This is a genomic window from Floricoccus tropicus (assembly GCF_001832905.1).
Taxonomy (GTDB): domain Bacteria; phylum Bacillota; class Bacilli; order Lactobacillales; family Streptococcaceae; genus Floricoccus; species Floricoccus tropicus.
Window position 1 is genome coordinate 18,065 of the sequence record NZ_MKIR01000024.1, and the last position, 25,000, is coordinate 43,064.

A 25,000-nucleotide genomic window follows, 5' to 3' on the forward strand; every position below is an offset into this window, starting at 1 on the left:
ATTAATAAAAAATAACAAGGAGATAATATGGCAAAAAATAATTTCATTGGTACTGTCTTAGCTGGTGTGGCAGGTGGTGCTCTTGCACTAGGTGGAAACGCTGTTTATCAAAATAATTTCGCAAATACACCAAGCACAACTACAACAACAACGAATAACGGAAAATCAGCTACAAAAGTATCATATGTTGTTGAAAGTGATACAACAAAAGCAATTGATAAGGTTTCTGATGCAGTAGTATCTGTTATCAATTATCAAAAGAAACAATCAGGAACTTCACTTGAAGATTTTTTAAATGGTAATTTTGATCAAACTGGCAACGATGATGCAAAAGAAGAAGAAGCTGGTGAAGGTAGTGGTGTTATCTATAAGAAAGATGGAAAAACTGCCTATGTTGTTACTAATAATCACGTAGTTGAGGGTGCTAGTAGCTTAGAGGTAATGCTTTCTACAGGTGAAAAAGTTAAGGGTGAACTTGTAGGTAAAGATGCATTTAGTGATTTAGCGGTTATCAAAATAGATGGTAGTAAGGTTAAAAATACTGCTGAATTTGGTGATTCTAGTACTCTTAAAGTTGGTGAACCTGCAATTGCAATTGGCTCACCTCTTGGAAGCCAATATGCAAACTCAGCAACTCAAGGTATAATTTCAAGTCTAAATAGACAAGTCACTTCACAAAATGACAATCGTGAAACTGTAAGTATTAATGCAATTCAAACTGATGCTGCTATCAATCCAGGTAACTCTGGTGGTGCTTTAATAAATATTAAAGGACAAGTAATTGGTATTAATTCAAGTAAAATCGCATCAACTTCATCTAGCGTAAATGGCATTTCAGTCGAAGGTATGGGATTTGCTATTCCTTCAAATGATGTTCAGAGTATTATTGCTAAATTAGAAAAAGATGGACAAGTATCCCGTCCTGCCCTGGGTATTGAGATGAGAAATCTAACTGATATCCCTAAGGAGTCTATTGATAAATCTCTTAAACTTCCAGAAGATGTTACAAGTGGTGTTGTGGTAACTAATGTTCAATCTAACATGCCTGCTGAAAAAGCTGGTTTGAAGAAATACGATGTAATCACTAAATTAGGTGATGTCGATACTCCAACTTATATCGAGTTACAATCTGCTCTCTATAAATTAAATATCGGAGATACAGTAAAAGTTACTTATTATAGAAATGGTAAAAAAGGGACAACAGATGTAAAACTTACTGAATCAAATAAAAATTTAAAACAGACACAAAGCAACAATGACAGTAAAGAACAAAATAGTGATGATCAAAAACAAGACGGTGGTAACTCTGGTCGAAACTAAAATATATTTATTGAGCGGTCCTAAGGGGCTGCTTTTTTTATTATAAAAAATTTTAATTTGTTTCACGTGAAACTTGCCTTTATAAAATCATTAACTTAAAATTAAGATATGAGAAATGATGGAATCAATGAAGAAATTAAAAAAATAAAAATATCAGAAATTACAGCTAATCCTTATCAACCTAGATTGAATTTTAACGAAGAAAAATTGGAAGAATTAGCAAAATCAATCAGAGAAAATGGTATCTTACAGCCAATAATTGTTCGCAAATCAGGAGTATTTGGTTATCAAATACTTGCAGGAGAGAGACGATTTAGAGCATCAATTATTGCAGGATTAGATGAAATTCCCGCAATAGTAAGAGAGATTAGTGATCAAAAAATGATGACTCTGTCCATTCTTGAAAACCTTCAAAGAGATGATATGACAGCAATTGAGGAAGCAAAAGCTTATAAAAATTTAGTTGATAAAACAGATATGACTCATCAAGAAATTGCACAAACCCTAGGAAAATCAAGACCATATGTTTCAAACATGATTCGTATACTCAATCTTCCTATGAGTATCCTTGGACTATTAGATAAAAACTTAATAAGTCCAGGTCACGCGCGTGTACTTCTCTCACTTGACGATAAAAATGACCAAGAAAAAATTGCTAAACAGATAATCACAGATAAAATTTCAGTCCGACAACTAGAAGATATAGTTTCATCTACCAAAGATAAAAATAACCGAGAAAAAAATTCTAAGAATAAAAATATTTTTTCTAAGGAAATTGAAGAAAAGTTATCTCGAAAATTTGGTATCAATATATCGATAAAAAATAGTGGTAATAGTAAAGGAAAAATTGAAATTCCTTTTTCAAATTTAGAAGAATTGAATCGAATTATTGACGATTTACTATAAACATTATAATCAACAAAAGTATCCACAGGATAAATTATACCTGTGGATACTTTTATTTTAATATACAATTATTTACACAAAAAAAACTAGATTCACAGGCTGTTAGACTTTTTTATCCACAAGCTGTTTAAAACTCTTGAAACCATTGATTTTACTGAAATTTTCATACACATTTTCCTGTTAATTGGATAGTTGTTTGGGATAGTTATCCACTTTATACACAACTACTAATTTCCATCCTAAAATACTGTTAATTTCTTATTCACAATTTACTTTTCCTGTGGATATAATTTAAAATAAATAGTTTTTCTTTCTAAAATATGTGGATAACTTTTATAAAAAGTGTTATCATAGCTATACTGATTTTTTATGAAAGGAGCACCATGACTCTAGATAATCTCGAACAACAGTTTTGGAATAGAATAAAGGAACTGGCTAAAGAAAATATCAAGCCCGCTGCTTATGATTATTTTATTGAGTCTGCCAATTTGCTTTCAATTCAAGATAATGATGCTAAAGTGTTAGTACCGACAACCTTCCACGAACCTTTTTGGCGCAGTCAAGAAGATTTAGTTACCACTGCAGGCTTTGAAGTATACGGTGATAAGATTTCTTATAGTATATTTGCAGCTGAAAAGACATCTGATGAGCAAATCGCTGAACTAAGTGGTAGTTCAATTTCAGAAGATGGCCAAGAACAGCTCAAACCAGCAGTCACTCAAAAGGAAGATACTGGCATTAAGTCTGATTACACTTTTGAAAATTTCGTTCAAGGAGAAGGAAACAAGTGGACTTTAGCAGCTGCTATTGCTGCTAGTGATTCACCTGGTAAACTTTATAATCCCTTATTTATATATGGTGGGGCAGGACTTGGTAAAACTCACTTAATGCATGCTATCGGCAATGAAATATTAGAAGATAATCCACGTGCAAAAGTTAAATACGTATCAAGTGAAACATTCGTTAACGACTATGTTAATGCTACACGTAAAAATAAAATGGATGAGTTTACCAAAACCTATCGTAGTTTAGATTTATTGCTACTTGATGATATTCAATTTTTCAGTGGTAAAGAAGGAACCTTAAATGAGTTTTTCTCAACCTTCAATGCCTTATATGATAAAGAGAGTCAAATTGTTCTTACAAGTGATAGATTACCACAAGAACTGAATAATCTAGAAGAGCGTTTAGTTTCTCGTTTCTCATGGGGACTAACTACAGACATTACTCCTCCTGATTATGAAACACGAATGGCAATACTACTTAATCTTGCTGAAAAATCTGAAATTCATTTTGATGATCAAACGCTAGGATATATTGCTGGTCAGATTGACTCTAATATTCGTGAGCTTGAAGGAGCATTCAATAGAGTAGAATTTGTTACTAAAACTAGTGGCGTGTCATCAGCAAATATTGAAATAGCAGAAAAAGCCCTTGAAGGATTAAAAGCCAAAAGTGCTATAGCAACAAAAGTAATAACTACAAAAGATATTCAATCTGCAGTTGCCAAACACTATCGCATTACTCGTGATGAGATAGTCGGTAAGAAGAGATTAAAGCAAATCGCCTTTCCAAGACAGGTAGCAATGTATCTTACAAGAGAACTAACTGACAGTAGCCTACCTAAAATAGGTGCTGACTTTGGCGGTAAAGATCATACTACAGTAATGTATGCCTATGATAAGATAAAAGACATGATGAAAATTGATGCCGATTTACAAAAAGATATTGATACCATCAAAAGTAATCTAAAATAGCATGTGGATAAGTCCTAAAGTTATTCAGAGATTATTAACAAGTAATCCACAGGGATAAATCCTTTTATTTTATAGGTTTTTGTTACTTATCCCACTTATCCACAGGACTTATTACTATTACTATTTTATTTATAATATTAATATATATATAAGGAGTTTGAAAATATGATAAATTTTTCTATAAATAGAACTGCATTTCTAAATTCATTAAAAATTGTAAAATTAGCAATCAGTTCTAAGGTTGTTATTCCAGCATTATCTAAAGTAAAAATTTCAGTTGATAATGAAGGTTTAACATTAACAGGTTCAAATGGTCAAATCTCTATTGAACATTTTTTACCAGTAGCAGATGAAAATGCTGGTATGGTTGTTAATGGAAGTGGAGCAATTTTATTAGAAGCAGCTTTCTTTGATAGTATTGTATCTAATTTACCAGAAGTAACTTTTGATTTTAAAGAAATCGAGCAAAATCAAGTTTTGATAACTTCAGGAAAGTCTGAAATTACACTTAAAGGGTTAGATTCTGAGAACTATCCACGTATTCAAGAAATTTCTACTGAAAATCCATTAAAAATTAATGTTGGACTTTTGAAAAGTATTTTTTCAGAAACTTCATTTGCAGCAAGTACTCAAGAAAGTCGTCCAATCTTAACAGGAGTTCATTTATTATTACTTGAAAATCAAAAACTTAAAGCAGTAGCAACTGATTCTCACCGTTTAAGCCAACGAGTTGTTACTCTTGAGAAATTGAGTGAAAACTTTGATGTAGTAATCCCTAATAAGTCAGTTAACGGGTTTAAGAGCGTGTTTTCTGATGATACTGATGAAATTGAAGTTTTCTTATCTGATAGTCAAGTATTATTTAGAAACGATACAACGAGCTTCTATACTCGTCTAGTCGAAGGAAATTATCCAGAAACTAATCGTCTTATCCCAAATGATAGCGACTATACATTAGATTTAACTTTTGATACTGCATCACTTCGTCATACGATGGATCGTGCTCGTCTTTTAAGTAGTGCTACTCAAAATGGTACTGTTAAATTAACAATTGAAAATGATAAAATCATTGCTTCAGTTAACTCACCAGAAGTTGGTAGTGTTCATGAAGAAATTGATGCTATTAAATACGAAGGTGAAGATCTTGTAATAAGCTTCAATCCTCAATTTATGATTGATGCTTTAAAGGTTATCCAAGAACCAGAGGTAAGAATCAGATTTATCTCAGGGGTTCGACCTTTTACACTTGTTCCAAATAGTGAGAGTGTTGATTTTATCCAATTAATTACTCCAGTGAGAACAAATTAAAATAGTTTATTATAATGTGTTAAAATAAGGCTAAGAAACTAGTCTTATTTTTTTCGTAGTGAGGTGCATATGAAGATAGTATATACAGATATTTACAATGATTTAACTAAAGAACTTCTTCGAATATCGAAGGAGGCTATTTCTGCTGGGAAAAAAGTATTTTATATTGTCCCTTCATCACTTTCTTTTGACAAGGAAAAAGAAATTCTAGAGCGTTTTAATAATGGAATTGATACATCATTGTTTGATTTAACAGTTACTAGGTTTAAACAACTACCTTGGTATTTTGTAAAAGATGATAATGATCAGGACAAAGTTGAACTTACAAATGTTGGAAAAGCTATGTTATTTAAGCGCGTGCTTTCAAAGTTCACAAAAGATGAACTTCCTTTGTATTATTCAATGGGTACTAGTTCAGCTTTTCTAGACTCACTGGTTGACCTTCATTCAGAACTGGAAAAATCAAATTTGACATCTTCAGATATGGTAAAAGCAAATGGTGGTGAGAGGATAAAGGAACTTGCCTTAATCATCGATCAATTTGATCTTGAACTTTCAGAAAAATATGCAAATTATTCAAAAATTGACGAATTTATTGACAATATAGTAAAGGATAAATTTACGAATTCTTTACAAAATTCGATTTTTATAATAGATGGCTATAGTAGATTTTCAGCTGAAGAAGAGAGCTTAATTACTGTATTAGATAATAAGAGCTCAGACCTTGTGATAGGTGCATATATGAGTGAAAAATCATATAGATCACCTTATATACAAGGGAGTGTTTATCAGAATACCATAGAAATGGTTAATAGGTTTAAAAAGCAATATTCAGCAGAGGTTTACAAAATAGTAAATGAAAATGTAAATAATTACTTTACAGATGTTTCAATAGCATGGGAAAACGAGAATGATCCAACTTCGACTGATGAATTCAAGCTTGAAATACCCAAAAATGAAGAAAACAGATTAAGAATTTGGAAAGTAATCAATCAAAAAGAAGAAATTGAATATGTTGCAAAAGAAATAAGACAACTGTTAAGTAATGGAGTAAGATATAAGGATATTCAAGTTTTAGTCGGTGATGCAGAAAATTATAGAATAAAGTTAGAACAAATTTTTTCACTTTATGAAATTCCTTATTTCTATTCACTTGAAGAACTTATGAAAAATCATCCCCTAATAACTGTAATTGAATCTTTAATTAGAATTAAGAAATATAATTATGATTCGAATGATGTAATTAATCTTTTGAAAACTGAGATGTACAAACCAATTGATTATTCACTAGATGAAATTTATGATTTTGAATTTTATATAGTTGCAAATAAAATTAGAGGAAGAAAAAAATATTCAGAAGAGTTTAATGGAAGATTTGCTGCTGAAAATATTGAAGAAAAAAATAGTTTAAGGGAAAGCTTACTTGGAGATGAGTCCCCGATTCAAAAACTATTAAGCAATAATAATAAAAGACTTGCAAAAACATTAATAAGTGATTTCAAATCATATTTAAAAGAATCACGTATTGATGAAATAATGCAAGATCTATTTAATCAGGCTGAAAATGATAATGATTTTGCCTTAGCAAATAGGCATCAACAGGTATGGGATTTAATGCTAGATAGTATTGATGAATTCCTTCAAGTTTTTGAAGGTGAAAAAATGACCATGCTAGAGTTCTTGGAGTTACTATACTCTGGTCTTTCAACTGCAAGTTATCGAGGAGTTCCGGCTAATGTTGACGTTGTAAATGTCAGGGATTATGAATTAGTAGAGCCTAGAAGTTCCAAGTATGTGTATGCAATCGGATTAAGCCAAGCAAACTTTCCAAAACATAAGACAAATTCTAGCCTCTTGTCAGATGAGGATAGGGAAAATATTAATAAAAGTATTGAAGACACAAGTGAAAAAACAGCTAATAAGAGTAAATTTATTGAACAGCCAGGCTTTACAAGCAACGCGAAAAACATTTATAATGCAATGTCTTTATTTAACTCTGCAACTGAATCGCTCGTACTATCATCCCCAGAATTATATGATGTTAGCCAGGAAGAAGTATCACCCTATATATCATTTTTAATTAACAAAGGTGTAAATGTTGAAGTAAAAAAAGGTGTAAATCTAAACTCAAATATTGAGGAAATAGGAAATTATAGAGGCTTGCTTTCTAATATTGGTAAACTAGAGAGACAGATGAAAGATGATACTGGCAATAATCAAGGTGAAGTCAGTAATTCTGCTTTCTGGCGTAGTATGTTTAGAATAATAAAAAATGATAAAGTTTATAATAGTATTATTCAAGCTAATGTTGATGATATTGTTCCAGTTAATCTTTCAATTGATGTTTTAGAAGATATGTATGAAAAGAATATCTATGCTTCTGTTTCATCATTTGAAACTTTTTATAATTGCCAATATCAATATTTTATAAATAACAGTTTGCGATTACAAGAGCTTGAAACGATTAATGTTGATTCAAGAACTTCTGGTAATTATTTTCATGAAGTTTTTGAGGATTTGATGAAATCTTATCCATCAACTAATGATTTTGATGAAAAGTTGACGTATTCTTTACAAAAAATTTACAATGAAAACAATTACAAATATTATTTTCAAGATGAGACAGGCAAGTACGTTTACAGCAGGTTGAAAGAAATAATTTTTCAAACAGCAACAATGCTTAAAAAAGTTATTAATAATGAGTTAATAAGTCCACAGGAGTTTGAAGATACTTTTGGTTTTCCTGGGTCAAAACTCTCGGATTATTCAGTGAAAATTGATGAAAATCATCATCTTAAATTACGTGGTAAGATTGATAGAATTGACAAGATAGTTGACAGTATAGGAGTAGTTGATTATAAGTCGGGAAATCTAGATTTTGATTTGAATAAAGTATTTAACGGTCAAAGTTTGCAATTTATGACCTACTTGGATACTTTAAAAAATAACTATCAAAGTCCTATTTGGGGTGCAACTTACCTTCAATTAAAGAATTCAGCTATAAAGTTGAATGATTTACCTGAACTAGATTTATTGCCAGTATATCTTTTAAAAAATATGTTATATAAAGGAGTATATAACTCAGAGGAATCAATAGAGCTAAGAGATACTAATTTATATAACATAAGTAAAAATAATTCGTATTCAACTTCTGAGATTGATAACTTAATTCAGCATAATGAAAAGCTATATAAAAGAGCAGCGAATAAATTAGTGACTGGACAGTTAGCTGTAAATCCAGTGGTGGAAAAAGATGTTGCGGTTGGTTGTAGATTTTGCAATCTAAAAGCTATATGTAAATTTGAGCCAGATATCCACATGAAATATGGTAGAAAAATTATTAAACAACCAAAAGACGCGATTTTTGAGGAGATAACCGATGACAGAGATTAAGCTTACTAAAGAGCAGAAACAAGCAATCTATGATTCCGGACAAAATATATTGGTATCAGCCAGTGCAGGTAGTGGTAAAACATTTGTAATGATTGAAAGAATAATCAATAAAATACGTCAAGGCGTAAGCATTAATGATTTATTTATTTCAACTTTTACCGTAAAAGCTGCAGAAGAATTGAAGACAAGACTTGATAAAAAATTGAAGGCCGAACGACGTAATACAAGTGATATAGTAGAACGTCAGAAATTTACAAGAGCTTTACAAGAACTCGAGAATGCTCATATTGGAACAACAGACTCATATACAAACTTCTTACTTAAAGAATATTACTATACAATTGATCTTGATCCTAACTTTAGATTAATGGTTGATAAGGCAGAACAAGACTTACTAAAAGAAGAAGTTTTTAATGAGATGTTTGAATCTTACTTGGCAGCGGATGAGAAAATAGAAAATTCATTAAAAGTGTCAACTGGTAACTTTACAGCCTTGTCAAAAAACTATTCAAATGATAGAAACACAAATGGATTCAGAGAAGTAATTTATCAAATTCATTCATTTGCTGAGAGTACTGAAAATCCATTAGAGTGGTTAAAAAATGATTTTTTAACTGCTAGTAAACTATATAAAAGTAGTGAGGATTTACCATCTGATTTAATTGATGATGTAAAGTCAGATTTGTATATGTTTATACGTTTAATGGAAACTTCATCAGAGAATGGGCTTTTTTCTGGGAAAGCTGCCAAGGAAAATTCTGAGAATTTTTTAGCACAAGAACCTTTACTTTTGAAATTATTAGAAGAAAGAAAGATTGCGAAATTTGCTGAAGAATTTTCAGCTATGAAATTAGATTTTCGTTTTGGTAGATCAAAAGATGAAGTCATGGTTGAATTACAAAATGAATTTAAAAAAGTCAAATCATTATTGGTAGGTAGTCCTTCAAGTCCTGGATCAATTCGTAAGTTTACTAATTCCTTTAAACATGCGAATTTGATAGAGGAATATTCTGATATGTCATATCAGTTAATGCAGGATCTACAGAAGGTATCAATATATTTTTATAAAATATATTTAGAGAGAAAGTTACAAGAAAATACTTTGGAATATGCGGATATTAATCATTTGGCATTAAAGATTTTAAAAGAAAATGAAGAAATTCGTTTACACTTTGTTGACAAGTATAATGAAGTAATGATTGATGAATATCAAGATGCTAATAGGGTACAAGAAGCACTATATCAATTAATTTCTAACGGCCATAATCTATTTATGGTTGGTGATATAAAGCAGTCAATTTACAGTTTCAGACAGGCTGATCCACAGTTATTTTTATCAAAGTATATTGCATATCAGAGTGATGATGCTGATGGTGAATTAATAAGACTTAAGGAAAATTTTAGAAGTAGAACAGAGGTTCTTAATTTCACCAATAATTTCTTCAAGAGTATAATGGATAAAAACTTGGGAGAAATGGAATACGGATCAGAGGAAAAATTAGTATTCGGTTCAAATGAATTTCCTAAGGATGAGGAGGTTGACAGCTACCCAGAACTTTTGCTTTTTTATGATAAGGAGGCTGGAAGTTATAATACTGATGAAAATGAATTTGTTAGTCAAAATGAGCTTCTTGTTACTGCAGAGAAAATAAAAGAACTTGTAAAATCAGGTGTAAAGTATGATGATATTGTAATCTTGGTGAGAAGTAAATCCCATAATAATGAGATTGAAGATACGCTAACTAATCTTGGTATACCTATCGTTTTAGATGAGGGAAGAAATAATTATCTTGAATCTATGGAAGTTAAAATCATGCTCGAAACTTTACGAGCCATTGACAATCCTTTACAAGATGTCTCTTTCGTGGCACTTATTAATTCACCTATGTTCAATTTTAACGAAGATGATTTGATGCGTATCTCTTTACAAGACAAAAAATTACCTTTTTACAGAAAATATCAACTTGCATTAAATGGTTTGGGGGAAAAATCTGAACTTATTAGCCAAGCTTTGCGTCAAAAGCTAGAGGACTTTAATGATAAGTTTTCGAATTGGATAGAGATGGCAAATAAGGTTAGTTTACATAATTTAATTTGGAAAATTTATCAAGATACATATTATTATGAGTATGTTGGTGCCATGAATAATGGTGCATTGAGACAGGCAAATTTACAAGCTTTGTCAACAAGAGCAAATGATTTTGAAAACAATGGTTACAAGGGTCTTTACCGTTTTGTTAAGATGATTGATAACTTTTTAGAACAAAATAATGATCTTGCAAGTGTAAATGTTGAACTACCTGAAAATGCAGTAAGGGTTATGACCATCCATAAAAGTAAAGGTCTAGAGTTTGATTATGTTTTCCTTTTAAATTTACAAGTAAAATTTCAACAACGTGATCTAACATCTAAATTAATCTTATCTCGTGAAAACGGTGCTGGTACTCAGATGATTGTTGATATGAAAGATAAGGTGGAAACAGACTTCCCGTATGCTTTAGTCAGTATGGAAACTGTTCCATATATTGTAAATCGTAATGATAAGCTTAAGGCCTCATTATCAGAGGAAATGAGAGTTCTTTACGTTGCCTTTACCAGAGCTGTAAAGAAACTATATATGGTAGGTAGTGTAAAAGGTAAGACTCCATTTGCAAAGTATGACAATTCTGTACTTGAAGATGGTATGTTAGATGTGAAGTCAAGGAAAAATGCCAAGTCATATCAAGATTGGTTGCTTAGTTTATTAAGTGCAAAAGAGGAAGAAAACTTTACTGACGCACTTGAAAGCAAAGAATTTATTTCAAATAAATTGAAGTTAGCATTTAAATTATTTGATAATGAAATGCCAATTATAGAGGAGCAGTCTACTATTCTCGATCAAGAAGAAAATAAAGTATTTGAAGAGTTTAAAGAAGAAATAACAATATTTGATAACGAGACTCTTGTTGCTGATAAAGTTAGGGAAGCTAGAAGAATATTAGATTCAACTGATGAAGTCAATTCTAAGTATGCAAAAGCAATTGAACTTCCAACAATTCAAACACCAAGTCAAATTAAAAAGCGCTATGAAAAAATAATTGATATTGATGGGATTACACAAGATAATTCTAGATCAAATGGTAAATTTGAATTATCTCGCTCGGATTCTGTGTCAGCAGCTGAGTTAGGTAGTGCAACTCATGAACTAATGCAGCAGGTTAACCTTGATGATACTAGCATGGAAGGTTTGACAATAGCTTTACAGAAGGTATCTGCTAGAAATTCTGTAAAAGAAAAAATAAATTTGGAAAAAATATCCAATTTATTTGATACTGAACTTGGAAAATTAATGATTGCTAATCAAGATAAGTTAACTCGTGAAGCGCCATTCTCAATGCTTAAAACAGATAGTGAATCGAAAGAACAGTATTTGATACGTGGTATCGTTGATGGATTTTTGAAATTTGATGATAAGATAATTCTTTTCGATTATAAGACAGATAGGTTTACACGTGATTCACAAGTTTTAGAAATTGAAAAAAGGTATGAAGTTCAAATGAATCTTTATGCTGAAGCCCTAACTATGAGTTACGGTATTGATCAGATTGAAAAGTATTTAATTCTATTGGGCGGAACAAAGGGCATTATTGTCCGTAAACTACCTTAACTAAGTGTCTGAAAAATTGCTTTTTTAACCATTATATAGTAGAATTATTAGTGCTAAAAATTTGAGGAGGCTTTGTAAATGTATGATTTAGGTGATTTTGTTGAAATGAAAAAACCTCATGCTTGTACGATAAAATCGACAGGTAAGAAGGCTAATCGCTGGGAGATCATAAGACTTGGTGCAGATATAAAGATTGAATGTACTAATTGCAATCATATAGTTATGATGAACCGCCGTGATTTTGAGAAGAAATTAAGTAAAGTTTTAGATAAGTAAATTAAAATAAAGTATAGTAAATAGGAGAAAACAATGGCTTTAACAGCTGGTATCGTAGGTTTACCAAATGTAGGTAAATCAACACTTTTTAATGCAATAACTCAAGCAGGTGCAGAGGCTGCAAACTATCCTTTCGCAACAATTGATCCAAACGTTGGAATGGTTGAAGTTCCAGATGAACGTTTACAAAAATTGACTGAACTTGTAAAACCAAAGAAAACAGTTCCAACTACTTTCGAGTTTACTGATATTGCAGGTATCGTTAAAGGAGCAAGTAAAGGAGAAGGTCTTGGTAATAAATTCCTAGCTAATATCCGTGAAGTTGATGCTATCATCCACGTTGTACGTGCTTTTGATGATGAAAATGTAATGCGTGAACAAAACCGTGATGCAGAATTTGTTGACCCTATGGCTGATATTGATACAATCAATTTAGAGCTAATCTTAGCTGACCTTGAGTCTGTAAATAAACGTTATGCAAGAGTAGAAAAAGTTGCTCGTACTACTAAAGACAAAGATGCTATTGCAGAATTTGCTGTTCTTGAAAAAATTAAACCGGTTCTTGAAGATGGAAAATCAGCAAGAACAATCGAATTTAATGAAGATGAGCAAAAAGTTGTTAAGCAATTATTTCTATTAACTACAAAACCTGTATTATACGTAGCAAATGTTTCTGAAGATGAAGTTTCTGATCCAGATGCAATTGAATATGTAAATCAAATTCGTGATTTTGCAGCAACTGAGAATGCTGATGTAGTTGTTATTTCAGCAAGAGTTGAAGAAGAAATTGCAATGCTTGATGAAGATGAAGAAAAAGTAGAGTTTCTTGAAGCAATTGGTTTAACAGAATCAGGTGTAGATAAGCTTACAAAAGCTGCTTATCATTTACTAGGTCTTGGAACATACTTTACAGCTGGTGAAAAAGAAGTTCGTGCATGGACTTTCAAACGTGGAATTAAAGCTCCACAAGCAGCAGGTATTATCCATTCTGACTTTGAAAAAGGTTTTATCAGAGCAGTTACGATGTCTTATGATGATCTTTTACAATATGGTAGCGAACGTGCTGTAAGAGAAGCAGGTCGTTTACGTGAAGAAGGTAAAGAATATATTGTCCAAGATGGCGATATTATGGAATTTAGATTCAACGTCTAAAACAGTTAATAAATATAGGGTTTACACTTGTGTAAACCTTTTTTGAAATTTATAGGTAGGTAAGAAATGACAAAAATGATAGTTGGTCTGGGAAATCCAGGTGATAAATATACAGATACTAAACATAATATAGGATTTATGGCTCTTGATATGCTTGCACAGGAATATGGAGTTAGCTTTACACGTGATAAAACTTTTATCGCAGATACTGCATCTACTTTTATTAATGGTGAAAAAGTTTATTTAGTAAAACCTGTTACTTTTATGAATGAATCTGGTAAGTCAGTTGGTCCATTACTTTCATATTATGGTTTGGATAATTCAAATTTATTGGTTATCTATGATGATCTTGATATGGAAGTTGGTAAGGTAAGACTTAGACAAAAAGGGTCTGCTGGTGGTCATAATGGAATTAAGAGTATTATTGCTCATACTGGTGATTCTAATTTTAATCGTATAAAAGTCGGTATTGGTAGACCGAAAAATGGTATGAAGGTAACAAGTCATGTATTGAGTAAATTTGATGTTGATGATCAAGCATCAGTTAAACAAGGCCTAGATAAAGCTGTTCAAGCTAGTGATGACATTGTTCGAACAAATGATTTTGTTGCTGCTATGAACAAATATAATGGTAAATAATATGAACATTATTGATTTATTAAATGAGGATAGAAATTTACAGGCTTGGGAATCAAGGTTTACAACCTTGTCAAGAACACTACTTTTGGGATTATCTGGAAGTATTAAGAGTCTTGTTATGGCCAATGCCTATGATAATGATCCTGACAAATATATATTAATCACAGATACCCAGTATCATGCTAGTGAACTTTTTGACGAGTTGGGAAATTTACTTGGTGAAGATAAAGTAGTTCAATATTTTTCTGATGACAATGTATATGCTGATTACGCTATTGCTAGTAAAGATAGGGTCACATATAGGCTGGAAGCCTTGGAATTTCTAATTGATCCTAAACGTACAGGATTCTTTATTACACCTCTTTTGAGCCTAAGAGAGCTACTACCTTCAGTAGAAAATTTTAAAGGTGCTTATCAGGAAATTAAAGTTGGTCAGGAAGTAGATTTAGATAGTCTTGCTGATCAGCTTGGTCATATTGGATATGAAAGAACCCAGAGGGTTATGACTCCTGGGGAATTTTCACGTCGTGGGGATATTTTAGATTTATATTCTCTTGATGCAGAGTATCCTGTAAGAATTGAATTCTTTGGGGACGAAATAGATGGTATAAGGTATTTTGATGTTGAGACACAAAGATCAGTTGAACAACTTGATTCTTTGGTTATTAAACCTGCAAATGACTTTATTCTATCTGATGAAGAATTTGATAGAGGTGTAAAGAAACTTTACAAGATAATTGATAAAAGTGATGATGATATCTTCAAGTCATATCTTGAAGAAGTAGTTTCAGCAGCATCAAATAGATACTATCATCAAGATTTACGTAAATTTGCTGAATTCTTTTATAAGAAAGAAACGACTTTATTTGATTATTTTCCCAAGAATGTTCAATTTTTCTTAGATGATTTCCAAAAAATAAATGAAATGAATAATAAAATTAGTCTTGAATTAGCTGATTTTATATTGAGTGAAAAAAATCTAGGACGTTATGTTGAAGGCCAAAAATATTTAGCAGATAATTTTTCAAAGGTTAGAAATTATAAACCATCTTCTTTCTTTTCTAATTTCCAAAAAGGTTTGGGAAATTTAAGATTTGATGCAATATATAATTTTAATCAACATAGTATGCAAGACTTTTTTGGACAACTTGGACTTTTAAAAGCTGAAATTGACCGATTTGTAAAAAATGAAAATACAGTTGTTATTGTAGCTACTCCTGAAAAATATGGTAAAATGCTTCAATCTTTACAAGATGTTGACATTAAATTTACAGAAACCAAAGAATATGATATTAAAAATAAAGAGGTCAATCTGATCTCTTCTACAGCTATTAGTAAAGGCTTCAATTTCTTAGATGACAAGCTAGTTGTCATAACTGAACAGGAAATTTTTGGTAAGGTAAGAAAGAAAAGAATTCGCCGATCTAATAATATTTCAAATGCTGAGCGTCTAAAGGACTACAACGAGCTTGAGATTGGTGATTATGTTGTACATAAGAACCATGGTATTGGTAAGTATATGGGAATTGAGACCATTGAAGTTGGTGGTATTCATAGAGACTACTTGACCATCCAATATCAAAATTCTGATAGAATTTCAGTTCCTGTTGATCAACTGGACATGCTGACAAAATACACAGCTAGTGAAGGTAAAGCTCCAAAAATCAATAAACTTAATGATGGTCGATGGAAACGTACAATGCGTACTGTCAATAAGCAGGTTGAAGATATCTCTGAGGATTTAATAAAACTTTATGCTCTTCGTCAAAGTCAAAAAGGATATGCATTTTCAAAAGATGACGATAACCAATTAGAGTTTGATAATAACTTTGCTTATGCAGAGACTGAAGATCAATTGAGAAGTATTGCTGAAATCAAGAAAGACATGGAAAAAGAACGTCCTATGGACCGTCTTTTAGTTGGAGATGTTGGGTTTGGTAAAACTGAGGTTGCTATGCGTGCAGCCTTCAAAGCAGTGAATGATCATAAACAAGTAGCAGTTCTGGTACCTACTACTGTACTTGCTGAACAACACTATTCAACAATGCTTGAACGTTTTAGCGAATTTGGTGTTGAAATTGCAGTGCTTTCACGTTTCCAAACTAAATCACAACAAAAAGATATCCTTGATAAACTTAAAAAGGGAAGAATAGATATCATAGTTGGAACACATCGAATTCTTTCAAAGGACGTTGAATTTTTCGACCTAGGTCTAATGATTATTGACGAAGAACAACGCTTTGGTGTAAAGCATAAGGAAAGATTAAAAGAACTTAAGTCACAGGTTGATGTATTGACTCTAACGGCGACACCAATACCAAGAACTTTACACATGTCAATGCTTGGTATACGAGATCTTTCAGTTATTGAAACACCTCCAACCAACCGTTACCCAGTTCAAACTTATGTAATGGAGACAAACTATGGTGTAGTTCGTGATGCATCTTTACGTGAAATAAGTCGGGGTGGACAAATATTCTACCTTTACAATCGTGTTGACACTATTGAGCAAAAAGTGGCCCAATTATCAGAATTAATTCCTGAAGCACGTATTGGATATGTGCATGGTCAAATGAATGAAGTACAACTTGAAGATACTTTACTTGATTTTGTAAATGGTGAATATGATATGTTGGTTACAACAACAATCATTGAAACAGGTGTTGATATCCCTAACGCAAATACCCTCTTTGTCGAGGCTGCAGATTACATGGGACTTTCACAACTTTACCAATTAAGAGGGCGTGTAGGTCGTAGTAATCGTATAGCCTATGCATATTTTATGTACGATCCAGATAAGCAGTTATCAGAAGTTAGCGAGAAACGCTTGGATGCCATTAAAGGCTTCACAGAGCTTGGTAGCGGCTTTAAAATTGCTATGCGTGACCTTTCTATCCGAGGAGCTGGTAACCTATTAGGAGCTGAACAATCAGGCTTTATTGAAAGTGTCGGGTTCGACCTATATTCACAACTATTGGAAGAGTCAGTTAATAGTCGCCTTGGTAGAGGAAATAGTAAGAAAACAAGTAATGCTGAAATTAACGTTGGTATTGATGCATTCATTCCAAGCGATTATATCACTGATGAAAGACAAAAAATTGAGATTTACAAGCGCATACGTGAAATTGATAGCAGAAAATACTATGAAAACCTTCAAGATGAGCTTATTGACCGTTTTGGAGAATATCCAGATGCAGTCGCCTTCTTGTTAGAGATTGGTTTACTCAAGTACTATGCTGATAACGCCTTGGTTGATAGAATGGTTAAACAAAAAGATACAATTGTTTACACCATGTCTATGGCAGCAAAAAATGTTTACCTTCCTCAAGATTATTTTGATGCCTTATCAAAAACTGATCTTCCTGTTAAATTAGGTGAGGAATCAGGAGTTATGGTTCTTCGTTTCGATATAAAAAATAGAAGTGATGCTAATTACCTGTCTGAACTTATTAGATTTACAGAAAGACTTAGTGAAATCAGAGATGAAAAAGATTCGCTTAAGAAAGTCTCCCAAGAAGAAAATGAATTAGAAGAGACATCAGAGGATGGAAATGATTAGGCGCTTGAAGGGAATTAATATTTTAATAATTTCTAGTTTGATTGGAAAAATATTATCAGCCCTTTACCGCTTTCCTTATCAAAATATTGTAGGTGATTTAGGATTTTATGCATACCAGCAAGTTTATCCATTTTATGCCATAATCACAACATTAAGTTTGACAGCTTTGCCTAATTTTCTTTCCAGCCTATTAAATACATCTGATACAAGTGAAGAAGATGAAAGTCAATTCTTCCAAGTTACTTTGATAATATCTTTAGTAAGTTTCATTATTTTAACGGTTTTATCAATACCTCTTGCAAGAGCCATGGGAACGGAAAAACTAGCAACTTCCCTGATATGTTCAATAACTCCCTTATTGTTAGTTCCTTTTCTCTCTCTTTACAGAGGTGTAAAGCAGAGTCAGTTGGACATGACCACAACAGCAATATCACAGGTTCTTGAGCAAACAATCAGAGTTACAATGATTATTCTTGCAGCTTTAACATTTTTAGTTATTGATGAAGATGTTTACAGAGTATCATCACTAGCAATGCTAGGTAGTTTTCTAGCTGGTCTTGTAACTTTGATATATTTAATATCAAAATCTGATATTAAATTTAAAAATCTTTTTAAAGATTTTACTAATGTAAAGGCGAAGTTTACAATCATAAAAAGATTTGGATTATCTTCTCTAGTGTTTGTTTTCTTCATGATTTATATGCTTATTATGCAGCTTATAGATGTCTTCACTGTAAAAGATGCATTAGTAGCTAGTGGTATTTCAAGTGACCAAGCAGAGATTCTGAAAGGAATATATGATCGAGGTCAACCATTTTTACAATTAGGTCTAGTTTTTGTAACCTCAATATTTACAAATGCATTGCCAAGACTTACACTTGATAAAAGTGAGAAAAAAATAAAAAATATTTTTGATTTAACTGTATACCTTTCAATCACATTAACAGTTGGTTTGATGATCTTACTCCCACAAATGAATCAAGTTTTATTTAAGAGTAATAGTCAAAGTACAGCTTTAATAATCTTTGTTAGTCAGGTTGCCTTAATAGGAATTGTTCAATTTTATCATCACCTATTATTTCTTGAAGGACGAAATAAACAATCAGGAATTATCCTTATCATAGGTTTGGTTCTTAAAATTTTCCTTAGCCCCCTTTTAACAAGGGAAATGGGGTTAAGTGGTGCTAGTCTATCTAGTGTCATAAGCATATCATTTATTCTGATAGCTTATATCCTCGTTAGTAAAAAATTCCCAGCTCAAATATTCAATTTAAGATTTATTATTTCCCTAATTTTAATGGCTGCAACTTTAATGATTGGATCAAATATGTTCCACGTGGAACACCGTTTTATGCAATTAATTAAGTTAGTAATTATAAGTGTAGTTTCTGCAGGAGTCTTCCTTCTATCTGCCAAGAAATTAAAAGCCTTCTCAAATGATTTGTGGGAAGAATTGGGATTATAAGAAAAAAAGTTGAGAGAAGTCTCAACTTTTTAATTTGATGTAAAATACTCAATAATTTGACCAACTAGGGCACCCAAAACTGCCCCTAGAAGCATTCCAAATATCATGAGAATGAATAATTTTTTTGTATTTAACTTTTTATTATCAGATTCGTAAATTTCTTTCATAAAGAATAGACTTGATAGTATTATATTTAGTAATATAGCCAACTCATACAAAAGTGCATTTTTAAGGTTAATATTATAATTTATGACCATTCTAAACAAGAGTATTAGTGATAATATACTTGTTATTGAAATTGGAATATACCATTTCTTAAGTTCAAGTCTTCTTTCATTTTTTTTAATATTTTCGACAACATCAGATCCCTTTAATAATACATCATCTAGTGAAAGATTATAAAATTGAGCAAGATCAATCAAGCTTTCAATATCTGGAATGGTCTTACTATTCTCCCAGTTTGATATAGTCTGTCTACTTACAAAAAGTTTATCAGCTACATATTCTTGTGTATAAGCTTTTTCCAACCGTTTATCTTTCAAAATTTTGCCTAATTCCATTCTCTATATTCCTTATCACCTATTCATTGTTCCATAAAAATATTTATTTCGAAAAATATGCTAACTTATTTAAATATATGACCTGCTATTGCACCAATAATTAAGCCAACTAGGGCTCCAATTATTACCATAATAAAAAATGATTTTGTTTTAAAAGGTAAGCCTTTAATTTTATTTTCCTCTTTGGCAAAATAAAGTATAATAAATAAATTTGCAATCATAATTGCTAAGCATATGACAAAACTAACGATATCAACTTTTGGTGCTGCTAGTATTTTAAAGAGGAGCACCATAGTAAGTATAGTAGAGATAAGAAAAGGTACAGTTCCTTTTCTTATCTCAGCAATTTTTTCTTTTTTCTTTATATTTTCCACGATGTCAGTTCCTTTCAATAATATATTGTCTAAAGAAAGGTCATAAAAATTAGCCAAGTCAATTAGGCTTTCAATATCTGGAATGGTCTTACTATTCTCCCAGTTTGAAATGGTTTGCCTACTTACAAAAAGTTTATCAGCTACATATTCTTGAGTATAAGCTTTCTCTAAGCGTTTATCTTTTAAAATAGTTCCTAATTCCACTTGTTTAATACCCTTCTTCCTTGATAGATTTATTATCTCAAAATGTAACCAACTGTCTATATAAGTTCTTTTACATATGCCAAATTTAAACGTTAAAGTGTTTCACCATAGTAAATATTATATAAAAAAAGAAGGTGTAATCCTTCTTTTTTATATAAATATTATTGTTTTTTCTTCGAAACAATTACAAGTGATGAAGTTACAAAGATTAGACCTGTTGCTAGGGCTACATAATTGTTTACATCTCCGGTTTTTGGTAGATACTTACCAGAATTTGTTTTAGAAACTTTAGAATCTTTAATTTTACTTGAATTACTGTTTATTGTGCTACTAGATTCACTTGTGTGTATTTGATTTTGTGGATCTTGTACTTTATTTTTCTTTACAGCATCATTTACAATCTTGTCAATTTCATCTTTAGATACAGAGTTTTTAATTGCAAGAGTGAATTCATCTTTTTGTTTTTTATTTAAATTCTTAAGGTCATTTATTTCTTTGATTGTTTTTTCTTTTAGTTCTGCTAATTCTTTTTCAAGTGATTTTATTTTATCATCTTGTGTGGCATTCTTTAAAATAGAATTAATAGAATCATCAGAGCTTGCTTGTTTAATTTCTTCAATGTATTTAGCTCTATCTGCTTCATTTATAAATTTCAAAGTATTAATTTCTTTTATTGCTTCCAGTTTTCTATTCTCAAGTTTAGCTTCAGTTAATATCTTATCGATATCTTCAACTGAATTAGATGATTGGATATTATGAATATAATCTGCTTTAGCATCGTCAGTTATAGAAGAAAGTTCATTAATTGTTTTTATTGCATTTTCTCTATAATCTAATACTTCTTTTTTAATAGGAATAATTCTTTCGTAAGGGAAAGGTTCTTTTCTATCTTCTGATATTTTACCTTCATATTTTAAATAGTTAGTAAATACTTCGTCCATTGATGGACCTTCCTCACGAGTACCACCAAGCATTGTATAACCATCACCACCTGCTGCCAAGAAATCATTTGTTGTTAAGTAATATATTTTCTCTAAATTAACATCTTCGAATTGTTTTGATTGTCTATTTAGAATTTGTACTTTAAGAACACGTTGACCGGGTGTATTTTCTTCAGGGACTTCACCCTGTAAATTTGAATCGAAATATACTTTTACAGAAGAGGATACTTGTAAAAATCCACCGTTTCTATCAAGAGCTGGTTGTCCTTTTTCGTCCAAAATGATATTTCCATTTTCATCTTTTAATGCAATTGACCTAAGAGAATGTTCAAACATATCGTAAATTTGTTGACCATTTACTTCAATTTGTGAAATAGTATTTCCGAAAGGAAGAACTGATAAGATATCTCCTTTAGTTATATTTCCTTCTTTAATTGATTGACGTACTCCCCCACCATTTATTATTGCAAGGTCACTTTCGTGTGTAAAGCCAGTTTGTCCATATTGATAAAGAGCATCTCCAATTAGATTACCAAGATTAGTTTCACGTGTCCTAACCATTGCCCCTGTGCCCTCAAGATTTACTGTATTTCCTTCTAAAACAACTTCAGACATGTCTTTATTAAAATTATCTGCAACTTGGTTTACAAAATTGTCAACTTTTGAGTCAGCAGGTAAGTCTTTTACTTCTGAAAACGGTATTAATTTAGCATTAATTGAACTATCGGTGTCAGAATATTTAGCTTCAATTTCTCCTACGTTATTTAAGTAGTTACCAGTTTGAGCTAAAAGAACATTTCCATATTTTTCGCCATTTGGTAGTTCTGTATGCGAGTGACCATCGATTATTACAATTTTATCTGTAGGATGACTTTTACTCAATTCTTTAGCAAGAGTTCTACTTTGCCATTCTACAGGTGTTGTAGCATCAACACCTAGATGACTAAGAAAAATAAATACATCTGCTTTTCCTTTAAGCTCTTCCATATATTTTTCAGCAGTAGGTATTGGATCATCAAAAGTTACTCCAACGATATTGTTAGGATGAGTTTTAGTTGTAGTTTCTGGTGTTGTAAGACCAATAATAGCGAATTTTTTACCATCTTTCTCAATAATTTTATAAGGATCAAAGGATTGTTGACCATTTTTATAAACATTTGCTGATACAAGAGGTGTATATTCTTTTAATTTCATTGCTTGGTCATAGCCAAAATCAAATTCATGGTTTCCTGCAGTAGTAGCATCGTAAGGAATCATGGTCATACCTTTGGCCATTTCAATTCCTTTGCTATTATTAGAAATTGGAAGACCCTGAACTGAGTCACCTGCATCTAACATTAATGTTGGATTGATTTGATCTTTTAAGGTTTTTAATCTAGCTAAACCAATTGATTTATTTTTCTCATCATATTGCATACGACCATGCATATCATTTGTATGTAGTATAGTAAATGAGAATTCTTCAGCTAAGCTTACATTAGAAAATAACAAAGTTGCTGAACCAATTGCAATCAAACTTATACTTTTAAGATATTTACCTATGTGTTTTTTCTCTTTCATTCCTACTCCTTTTAAAAATTATTATAACAATACCCTAATTATAAAATATAATATTAGTTATGAAAAGCCTTTTATAATAAATTAACCTGAAATTTAACTATATAGTTCGTATTTGCGATAAATAATATCTGTTTAAATAAAGAAAGAAAATTTAGTCAATTTTATTGTTGACAAATTTTTCTGAATATTATATCATTTGTAGCTATAATATAGAAAGTTTTTAGGAGTGAGATATGGCTAAGAAGAAAAAGAAGAGTTCTGTAACTAAATATGTCATTGGTGCGGCTGCAATAGCTATTGTTGGATTTGGTGCATATAGTGTCTTAGGAAACAAGAGCACAAGTAAAACTGATGATAAGGGTCAGGTTTTAAATTGGACTTTACCTGTTGATATTACAACTGTTGATATTTCAAAAAATACCGATATGTATTCATCAACAATCATTGGTAATACAGGTTCAAACTTGTTGAGAATGGACAAGGATGGAAAACCAGTACCAGATTTGGCTGAAAAAATCTCAAATTCTAAGGATGGTTTAACTTACGAAGTGACACTTAAAGATGGACTTAAATGGTCCGATGGATCAGATTTAACAGCGGAAGATTTTGTCTATTCATGGCAACGGTTGGTTAATCCAAAAACTGCATCAGAATATGCATATTTGGCTTCTGGTGTAAAGAATGCTGATGCAATTACAGAAGGTAAAGCTAAAGTTGATGAACTTGGAGTAAAGGCAGATGGAAATAAGATTACTTTTACTCTAGAGCATCCAATGCCTCAATTTGAATATTTATTAACTTTTACAAACTTTATGCCTCAATCTAAGAAGTTTGTTGAAAAAGAAGGAGATAAGTACGGAACCAACTCTGATACTCAAATTTACTCAGGACCATATAAATTTGAAGGTTGGAATGGAACAAATGGTACTTTTAAAATTGTTAAAAACGAAAAATACTGGGATGCTAAAAATGTGAAGGTATCTGAAGTAAACTTTGAAGTAATTAAACAACCAGAAAACGCAGTTCAGCTTTTTAAACAAGGAAAACTAGACTACGCTCCAATTGCTACCCCAGATCTTTATAATGCTAACAAAGAAAATGAATCAGCTACTTATATTGCAGAAGCTAGAACAAACTATGTTCAATATCTACAAAATGGAAAAAATAAAGCATTAGCAAATAAGAAAATCCGTGAAGCGTTAAATTTGGCAACAAATAGAGACGAGCTTGTAAACCAAGTAACTTCAGGTGTTGCTAAAGCAGCTACTGGACTTGCTCCGACAGAACTTGCTAAAACAGAATCAGGCAAAGATTTATCTGAATATGTAAAACAACCTTATACGTATGATGCTAAGAAAGCAAAAGAACTATGGACAGAAGGGTTAAAAGAGATTGGTGAGTCTTCGGTTACATTAACATTTACGGCGGATGCGGATAGACCTGAAACTAAATCATCTGTAGAATATCTTGTAGGAGCGTGGGAAAATGTTCTTCCGGGATTAAAAGTTGAACAAAAATTTGTACCATTCAAACAAAGATTACAGGATCAACAAAATCAAAATTTTGAATTAGTAATGTCTGGATGGGGTGGTGACTATCCTGAAGGCTCAACATTTTATGGAATGTTCCCAACAGGTGCGCCATACAATAATGGACAGTTCTCAAACAAAACTTATGATGATGTGTACAAAGCAGCAACTACAAAAGATGCATTGGATGGAGCTGCAAAAGATGATGACTATAAAAATGCTGAAAAAGCATTGTATGATGAATCAAATATCAATCCTCTATTTTGGAAGGGATCATATGCGTTGGTAAATAAAGATGTTAAGGGTGTTATTTATGCAACTACAGGTTTAAATGTAGACTTTAAAGATGCTGAAAAATAATAATTTAAAGAAAGAGTTGCCTTACTAGGCAACTCTTTTGTTATAAATCAG

At 31.6% G+C, this 25,000-nt stretch carries 15 protein-coding genes; 12 read left to right on the top strand and 3 right to left on the bottom strand.

Going from position 1 to position 25,000, the window contains the following annotated elements:
• Positions 1-27: 27 nt before the first annotated feature.
• The 11 genes from BG261_RS08145 (at position 28) to BG261_RS08195 (ending at position 19,421) form a co-directional block, all read left to right on the top strand.
• A complete protein-coding gene (locus BG261_RS08145; RefSeq protein WP_070792847.1) occupies positions 28-1,320 on the top strand; it encodes a S1C family serine protease in 1,293 nt (430 codons plus the stop codon).
• Between the two features lie 108 nt (positions 1,321-1,428).
• Positions 1,429-2,226: a ParB/RepB/Spo0J family partition protein gene (locus tag BG261_RS08150; protein ID WP_099098651.1), complete on the top strand. Its 798-nt coding sequence runs from the start codon at positions 1,429-1,431 to the stop codon at positions 2,224-2,226.
• Positions 2,227-2,609: 383 nt separating this feature from the next.
• Positions 2,610-3,983, top strand: a complete 1,374-nt coding sequence (gene dnaA / locus BG261_RS08155; protein ID WP_070792848.1) for a chromosomal replication initiator protein DnaA — start codon at positions 2,610-2,612, stop codon at positions 3,981-3,983.
• A gap of 165 nt (positions 3,984-4,148) precedes the next feature.
• A complete protein-coding gene (dnaN, locus tag BG261_RS08160) occupies positions 4,149-5,291 on the top strand; it encodes a DNA polymerase III subunit beta (RefSeq protein ID WP_070792849.1) in 1,143 nt (380 codons plus the stop codon).
• A 69-nt stretch (positions 5,292-5,360) separates the two neighbouring features.
• Positions 5,361-8,684 (top strand): ATP-dependent nuclease subunit B, encoded by a 3,324-nt coding sequence (gene rexB, locus BG261_RS08165; protein WP_070792850.1) that lies wholly within the window; start codon positions 5,361-5,363, stop codon positions 8,682-8,684.
• A complete protein-coding gene (gene addA, locus BG261_RS08170) occupies positions 8,671-12,330 on the top strand; it encodes a helicase-exonuclease AddAB subunit AddA (RefSeq protein WP_070792851.1) in 3,660 nt (1,219 codons plus the stop codon). The genes rexB and addA overlap by 14 nt, the downstream gene beginning before the upstream one ends.
• A gap of 78 nt (positions 12,331-12,408) precedes the next feature.
• Positions 12,409-12,606 (top strand): DUF951 domain-containing protein, encoded by a 198-nt coding sequence (locus tag BG261_RS08175; protein WP_070792852.1) that lies wholly within the window; start codon positions 12,409-12,411, stop codon positions 12,604-12,606.
• Positions 12,607-12,639: 33 nt separating this feature from the next.
• Entirely contained in the window at positions 12,640-13,758 is a 1,119-nt protein-coding gene (gene ychF / locus BG261_RS08180; RefSeq protein ID WP_070792853.1) for a redox-regulated ATPase YchF, read from the top strand.
• A 66-nt stretch (positions 13,759-13,824) separates the two neighbouring features.
• Positions 13,825-14,397 carry an aminoacyl-tRNA hydrolase gene (pth, locus tag BG261_RS08185; protein WP_070792854.1) on the top strand — a complete coding sequence of 191 codons (573 nt, stop codon included), beginning with the start codon at positions 13,825-13,827 and terminating at the stop codon, positions 14,395-14,397.
• Between the two features lies 1 nt (position 14,398).
• Positions 14,399-17,956, top strand: a complete 3,558-nt coding sequence (gene mfd / locus BG261_RS08190) for a transcription-repair coupling factor (RefSeq protein ID WP_070793120.1) — start codon at positions 14,399-14,401, stop codon at positions 17,954-17,956.
• Complete coding sequence (locus tag BG261_RS08195) at positions 17,943-19,421, top strand: oligosaccharide flippase family protein (protein ID WP_070792855.1); 1,479 nt, start codon at positions 17,943-17,945, stop codon at positions 19,419-19,421. Before mfd ends, BG261_RS08195 begins: the two co-directional genes overlap by 14 nt.
• A gap of 29 nt (positions 19,422-19,450) precedes the next feature.
• Here BG261_RS08195 and BG261_RS08200 read toward each other — a convergent pair whose 3' ends face one another.
• From BG261_RS08200 to BG261_RS08210, 3 genes are all read right to left on the bottom strand, one after another.
• Positions 19,451-19,981, bottom strand: coding sequence for a helix-turn-helix domain-containing protein (locus BG261_RS08200; protein ID WP_070792856.1), 531 nt, complete (start codon positions 19,979-19,981; stop codon positions 19,451-19,453).
• A gap of 65 nt (positions 19,982-20,046) precedes the next feature.
• A complete protein-coding gene (locus tag BG261_RS08205; RefSeq protein ID WP_070792857.1) occupies positions 20,047-20,559 on the bottom strand; it encodes a helix-turn-helix domain-containing protein in 513 nt (170 codons plus the stop codon).
• 161 nt (positions 20,560-20,720) lie between these two features.
• On the bottom strand, positions 20,721-23,060 hold the full coding sequence (locus BG261_RS08210; RefSeq protein ID WP_070792858.1) for a 5'-nucleotidase C-terminal domain-containing protein: 2,340 nt from the start codon (positions 23,058-23,060) through the stop codon (positions 20,721-20,723).
• A 233-nt stretch (positions 23,061-23,293) separates the two neighbouring features.
• On the opposite strand from BG261_RS08210, the gene BG261_RS08215 reads away from it, so the two are divergent.
• On the top strand, positions 23,294-24,949 hold the full coding sequence (locus BG261_RS08215; RefSeq protein ID WP_070792859.1) for a peptide ABC transporter substrate-binding protein: 1,656 nt from the start codon (positions 23,294-23,296) through the stop codon (positions 24,947-24,949).
• Positions 24,950-25,000: the final 51 nt, after the last annotated feature.